Here is a 4,926-nt window from a genome sequence, read left to right on the forward strand (position 1 = left end):
GTTCAATTATTGTTTTTGAAATAGAATCACTCTCTATTTTAATAATTTCTGCACCTAATTCTGTAGCTAATTTAAAGTTATTTATCAAAAAACGTTGTTTGTCCAATGCAATTTTATTTGGATTTTCTTTTGGAGTTTCAACATATAAAACAAACCATTTAGCATTGTAATAATTTGCTAATCTAGCCGTTTTTCTAATTACTTTTCTAGCAGTTTTATCATTACTGCTTATACAAGCCATCAATTTTTCTTGTCTGATTGATGAGTTTCCTCTTGTGATTATTTCGTTTTCAACTTTTCGTTCTACTTGTGAAGCAACTTCTTTTAAAGCTAATTCTCTGAGTTGCAGTATATGTTCACTTTTAAAAAAATTTTGTAAAGCAGTTTCAATTTTTTCCGGTTTATAAATTTTTCCTTCTTTTAAGCGGTTAATTAATTCATCCGCTGTTAAATCGATGTTTACTACTTCATCCGCTAACCCAATGACACTATCAGGAATTCGTTCTTGCACATCAATGCCTGTTATTTGCTTTACTGATTCGTTTAAACTTTCAATATGCTGAATGTTTACTGCCGAAATAACATTTATTCCGGCTTCCAAAATCTCCAAAACATCTTGCCATCTCTTTTGATTTTTACTTCCTTCAATATTGGTGTGAGCCAATTCATCAACAATAACGACTTCGGGGCGTAAATTGATAATGGCTTGCACATCCATTTCCTCCAAATTTTTACCTTTGTAGAAGATACTTCTTCTTGGAATTATTGGTAAACCATCTAGTAATTCATGGGTTTCTTTACGAAAATGGGTTTCTATATAACCAATCTTGACATCGATTCCGTTCTTCAAAAGTGTATGAGCCTCTTGCAACATGCGGAACGTTTTTCCCACACCAGCACTCATGCCGATGTAGATTTTGAACTTTCCTCTACGCGATTTCTGAATTAAATCAAGGAAATGTTGAGCGTTATTTTGTTTTTCTTGTTCCATATTTTTACAACGAAATAATAACGATTTTTTAAAATTAACCGCAAATTCGCATATTAATAAATAAGTAATTTGAGAATTTGCGGTAAAACAATTTAGAACGAAATTGCCAAAGAAGTAGTCAAAAAAGTATTGATATCCGTCGGATTTCCATCTTTCAAAAAGATTGCATCTTTGCTTGCTAAATTTCTAGCTTCAATTCTAAATAAAACATTATTTGTAACTACATAATCAAAATTAGCCGAAAATCCGTATGTTTTAAATCCGTTTTCAGTTCCAGTTGCAATAATTACTCCTTGTTCATCTTGATAATATTCTGCTCTCGCTGCAAGTTGAATTTTTGAAGTTGGTTTGTGTTGTAAAATAACAACTGGCGAATACCAAACATCATAATTATTGCCTCCATTCACTGTTTGTTGGGCACCAATGTCAAATCCGGCAGTTAAATTAGTTTTATCAGAGAATTTAAATTGTCCATAAAAGTTATTAAAATATCGCCATTTTCTATCCGAATCAGGTTGCTCATTCCCCATATAGGTACTCCAATTTAAAATAGTTTTGCCAGATGGTTTATAAGTTATTTGCGTCCCAAAAGCAGGTGTTTGATTACCGTCAATTTTCTGAATTCGTTGCCAACCATTCAAGTACATGGCTGCCAAATACCATTTCTCTGAAGGTGATGTATAACCAATTTTTGCTCCGGCTTCATAGTATGGAGAATTATCAGCTAAAATACTTCGAGTCAAATTTTGACAATCTTTTCCAATAGCACTTTCAAATCCAATATGTGAAGGCATAATTCCAGCATCAATCCATAAATTGTGTTTAGAAGATATTTTCACACCCACATTTGCTTCAAACACATTTTGTAATAAATCTTGTTCAGCTGCCAAGTTATATTCAGCGTATGTTCCTGCCATTAAGGCGAAGTTACCACGTACATTATCTTTTGAATAATTAATCTTGGCCATTCCTAAATTTACATTTAATTCATTGTGTCTGTTGAAGCTGTAAAAGAAATTCGGTCTTGTATGATTGTCCGGATTTCCAAAATCATAACTATAGTAAGCTTCAACGTAACCCGAAAAAGTAAATGGACTTTTTTCTTTGTCAGACTCTTGTGCGTTAACTGTTGTGAATACGATTCCTACTAATGCTGTAATAATTCTTTTCATTTTTATATTATTTTAATCCTTTCTAGAGTTAAGAAATCTGAAAGATTTTTTTTATTTTACTTTATCTAATTCAATATTCAATTTCAACACATTTATTTTTTCAGTTCCCAGAAATCCTAAAAGTGGCTTTTCGGTATTTTTCTCAATAATTTTCAACACTTTTTCTTTTGAAATTTTTCTACTTTCAGCAATACGTTTTGCCTGAACTTTTGCACCTTGAACAGAAATATTAGGATCCAATCCGCTTCCGGAAGCTGTAACCAATTCCGATGGCAACTCGCTTCGTTTTACCGATGGATTTTTCAATAAGAAGGTGTCAATTCTGGTTTTTACTTCTGCCAAATAATCAGGATTGTATGGGCCTTTATTACTTCCGCCGGAGCCGGCTGCATTATAATCAACAGCTGATGGTCTAGACCAAAAGTACTTATTTTCAACAAATTTCTGAGCTACATTTATATGGTGATTTTTTCCGTTTACGGTAACAATTTCACCTTTTCCCTGATTTGGAGCCAATTGTGCAATTACGAGGATACTCAATGTGTAAATTCCGGAGAAAAAAACGGCACAAAAAACGGTTAATCGGATTGCTGGTATTATATTTTCTTTCATGATTTCTATTTTTTTAAACAAATAATGATACTACTAAATCAATCAATTTTATTCCAATAAACGGAATGATTACACCACCAATTCCGTAGATAAATAAGTTTCTACGCAATAATGCTGATGCACCTATTGGCTTGTAAGCAACACCTCGTAATGCCAAAGGAATTAAAAATGGAATGATAATCGCATTAAAAATTACAGCAGATAAAATGGCACTTTCAGGACTGTGTAATCCCATGATGTTCAAGCCTTGTAATGCTGGAATCGCTGTGATAAAAAGTGCTGGAATAATGGCAAAATACTTCGCAACATCATTAGCAATAGAAAAAGTAGTAAGCGTTCCCCTAGTCATCAAAAGTTGTTTTCCAATCTCTACAATCTCTATTAATTTGGTTGGATCATTATCTAAATCCACCATATTTCCTGCTTCTTTTGCTGCTTGTGTTCCGCTGTTCATGGCTACACCAACATTGGCTTGGGCTAGGGCAGGAGCATCATTTGTTCCGTCTCCCATCATGGCAACTAGTCTTCCTTCAGCTTGTTCCTTTTTGATGTAATTCATCTTATCTTCCGGTTTGGCTTCCGCGATAAAATCATCAACACCTGCTTTTTCTGCTATAAATTTTGCCGTAAGCGGATTGTCTCCCGTAACCATAACCGTTTTGATTCCCATTTTGCGTAAGCGTTCAAAACGTTCTTTCATTCCGGTTTTGATAATATCCTGCAATTCAATTACACCTTGCACTTGGTTATTTTTGATAACCACTAAAGGTGTTCCCCCGTTTGAAGATATAGAAATTACTTGTTGTGTTGTATCTTCAGGAAAAGTGTTTCCTGCTTGAAGTGCAATTTTTTTAGCGGCATCTTGTGCTCCTTTTCTAATGTTTGTCCCATCTTTCAACACTACACCTGAAGTTCTAGTTTCAGCAGTAAATTTAATTAAAGTGGCTCCGTCGATTGATAATTTATTAGCTATATCAACCCCAGCCAATTCTACAATACTTTTTCCTTCTGGTGTATCATCAGCCAAAGAACTCAATACAGCGGATTTGATAAAATCATCTTGTGAAATTCCTTTAGTAGGATAAAAAGCAGTTGCTTTTCTGTTTCCAATTGTGATTGTTCCTGTTTTATCCAAAAGCAATACATCAATATCTCCAGCAGTTTCTACTGCTTTTCCAGATTTGGTTATGACATTTGCTCTTAAAGCTCTGTCCATCCCAGCAATTCCGATAGCTGATAATAATCCACCTATGGTTGTTGGAATCAAACAGACAAATAGTGAAATAAAAGCAGCAATTGTGATTGGAGCATTGGCATAGGCTGCAAAAGGAGCTAAGGTTACCGTTACAATGATAAATACTAAAGTAAATCCAGCCAGCAAAATTGTCAAGGCAATTTCATTCGGTGTTTTTTGACGGCTTGCTCCTTCGACTAAAGCAATCATTTTATCGAGAAAACTTTCACCAGGTTCAGAGGTTACAATTACTTTGATTTTATCCGATAATACCTTTGTTCCGCCGGTAACCGATGATTTATCGCCTCCGGCTTCTCGAATTACAGGGGCACTTTCACCTGTTATAGCACTTTCATCTATGGTTGCTAAACCTTCAATGATTTCTCCATCGGTAGCAATAATATCGCCGGATTCGCAAACAAAAACGTCTCCTTTTTTTAATTCGGCTGAAGAAATGGTTTGACCGTTTTCTAATTTGGCAGGTGTTTCTTCACGTGTTTTTCGCAAGCTATTGGCCTGAGCTTTTCCTCTTGCTTCGGCAATGGCTTCGGCAAAATTGGCAAAAAGTAAGGTCAAAAATAAGATTAGAAAGACAGTAAAATTATAAGCAAAACTTCCTTGCGAATTTTCTCCGAATAATATCCAAAGACATACAAAAAGCATTACGGCTGTTCCAATCTCAACAGTAAACATTACTGGATTTTTGAACATTATTTTGGGGTTAAGTTTCACGAAAGACTGTTTGAAAGCTTCGTTAACCAACTCTTTTTGAAACAAATTGTTTTGAGATTTACTCATGATATTTTAAATTATTGAGCTGAAAAATATTCAGCGATTGGACCTAAAGTTAAAGCTGGGAAAAAAGATAAAGCGGCTATAATAAAAATCACTGCAAAAACCATTAATCCAAAAGTGGA

At 34.5% G+C, this 4,926-nt stretch carries 5 protein-coding genes; all 5 read right to left on the minus strand.

Annotated features, from left to right (window positions below; all coding sequences use genetic code 11):
- A partial coding sequence (locus tag C0512_RS14630) for a sensor protein KdpD (RefSeq protein ID WP_290862875.1) occupies positions 1–991 on the minus strand: 991 nt, incomplete at its 3' end.
- A 92-nt stretch (positions 992–1,083) separates the two neighbouring features.
- A complete protein-coding gene (locus C0512_RS14635; RefSeq protein WP_290862877.1) occupies positions 1,084–2,163 on the minus strand; it encodes a porin in 1,080 nt (359 codons plus the stop codon).
- Between the two features lie 51 nt (positions 2,164–2,214).
- Positions 2,215–2,775 (minus strand): K(+)-transporting ATPase subunit C, encoded by a 561-nt coding sequence (locus C0512_RS14640; RefSeq protein WP_290862879.1) that lies wholly within the window; start codon positions 2,773–2,775, stop codon positions 2,215–2,217.
- A gap of 13 nt (positions 2,776–2,788) precedes the next feature.
- Entirely contained in the window at positions 2,789–4,807 is a 2,019-nt protein-coding gene (gene kdpB / locus C0512_RS14645; RefSeq protein WP_290862881.1) for a potassium-transporting ATPase subunit KdpB, read from the minus strand.
- A gap of 11 nt (positions 4,808–4,818) precedes the next feature.
- A partial coding sequence (locus C0512_RS14650) for a potassium-transporting ATPase subunit KdpA (RefSeq protein ID WP_290862883.1) occupies positions 4,819–4,926 on the minus strand: 108 nt, incomplete at its 5' end.

It is taken from the genome of Flavobacterium sp., from assembly GCF_013822155.1.
GTDB lineage: Bacteria > Bacteroidota > Bacteroidia > Flavobacteriales > Flavobacteriaceae > Flavobacterium.